Source organism: Bradyrhizobium sp. UFLA06-24 (assembly GCF_054967145.1).
Genome location: NZ_JADFUE010000179.1, coordinates 1 through 1,602, shown reverse-complemented (window position 1 = coordinate 1,602; position 1,602 = coordinate 1). Strand labels below are relative to the sequence as shown.

General features: G+C 61.0%; 2 protein-coding genes and 1 pseudogene. 2 read left to right on the top strand and 1 reads right to left on the bottom strand.

Annotation, left to right across the window (positions count from 1 at the left end):
- The first annotated feature begins 21 nt into the window (after positions 1 to 21).
- The gene (locus IF809_RS38505) at positions 22 to 87 is read left to right on the top strand and encodes a transposase domain-containing protein (RefSeq protein ID WP_143279800.1); all 66 of its coding nucleotides are present in this window, start codon (positions 22 to 24) and stop codon (positions 85 to 87) included.
- A 213-nt stretch (positions 88 to 300) separates the two neighbouring features.
- On the opposite strand, the pseudogene IF809_RS38500 reads toward IF809_RS38505, so the two are convergent.
- Positions 301 to 1,302: pseudogene (locus IF809_RS38500) on the bottom strand (type IV secretory system conjugative DNA transfer family protein); the annotation flags it as partial.
- 27 nt (positions 1,303 to 1,329) lie between these two features.
- Between IF809_RS38500 and IF809_RS38495 the strand changes: the two are divergent.
- Complete coding sequence (locus tag IF809_RS38495) at positions 1,330 to 1,530, top strand: hypothetical protein (protein ID WP_035666406.1); 201 nt, start codon at positions 1,330 to 1,332, stop codon at positions 1,528 to 1,530.
- Positions 1,531 to 1,602: the final 72 nt, after the last annotated feature.

Genomic DNA, 1,602 nt, shown 5'->3' with positions numbered 1-1,602 from the left:
GGTGGTCGTTCATGGGCGCGCATAGCTTCGCTCATCGCCACCTGCAAAATCAACAGCGTGGAGCCCTACGTCTGGATCAAAAATTAGGCGGCTTACAGGTGGCGGGCGAGATGATGCGCCGGCTCGTACGACGAGCCGAGCATCGAGCCCGGTATGCCGTCGTTGCTGGATGCGCTCCGTCTCGGCTTTCCGTTCCCAGACAATACTGCCCTTCCACGTACGCCCTTTCTTTCTCTGCCTGGGAACCAGCCGGTCGTTTGTATGCCGCCCACGTCTTTCTCATCGCCGCGTTCGCGATAATCAGCGACGCCGACCAGCGTCTCTCCGATAGAACCTGTTTTCGCCGACGCAGGCGCGCATGTCGGTGCGCCGGAACCAGATGGCGCGTCCGCATCGCAGCGGTGGATTGCCCGCAATAAAGATGACCTGCTCGTCGGTTCGCATGCGCAAGACATCATGCGGCAGCATCAGCGGCCGGCGCGCGAGCTGCTTGGACCGCGTCCGGGAGGAACCCGACGTCTGCGAGGACCGGCTCAGCTGATCGACCTCGACCGTCGTGTCGCCGCAGCGCTTGGAGATGTAGTCCGCCGTCTCGGGGTCGTTGATCGCCGAGAAGGAGATCCAGGATGCGCTTTCGAACCACTTGCTGGTGGCATCGCGGCCGCCATAGGCCTCGCGCATCTGGCCGATTGACTGGTAGAGCATCAAGAGGGTGATGCCGTATTTGCGCCCCGCATCACGCGCGGTTTCGAGAATGCGTAAGTAGCCGAGACGCGCGACCTCATCGAGTAGGAACAGGGTCCGGCCGGTCACTTCGCCATTGCGATTGTAGATGGCGTTGAGCAGCGAGCCGATGATGACGCGGGCGAGGCCGGCATGGTTCTCCAGGGTCTTCAGGTCGAGATTGATGAAGACGTCCGTCCGGCCCTCCGCGAGCTCGGCCGTCGTGAAGCTCGATCCGGACACCAGGGCGGCATAGTTGCCATAGGAGAGCCAGTGGGTTTCCTTCACCGCATTGGCGTAGACGCCGCTGAAGGTCTCTGGCGTCATGGCGATGAAGGGCGCGACATTCTCCTTCACGAATCCGGACTCGGAGTTGTCGTAAATCGTCTGAAGCCGCTGGCGCAACTTCGGCTCCGGCTCCGACAGGTTGGCGCGGACCTGGCGGAGGTGCTGATCCTTCTTTTCCGTATGACCGGACAAACAGACATCGGCGATCAACGCCGTCAGCAGTTGCAGCGCCGAGGCCCGAAAGAAGTCATCCCGCGCCGAGCCCTGGCGCGGATTGTCGGTCATGATGAACATCCCTCGTTTTGAAAAGGAAACCTCATGTCTGAAAGTCGAAAGCCCACGCACGATGCCTTCGCTGTGGCCGGTGACGGCCGAAATTCTACATGGACGCGGATCGGCGCCGCTTGGCCGAACGATGACGGCAAGGGTTTCAATATCGTGATCGCGCCCGGCTTGGCCGTTTTGGGTAAAATCGTGCTGCGCGAACCGAAGCCCCAGGCCGACCAGGAGCCTGACTAGTACCCACTTTTCTTGGAACGTGAGTCGTGATTCAAGGTCGGGATGATACCCGAAGCAAGAGAAGTCCACCTT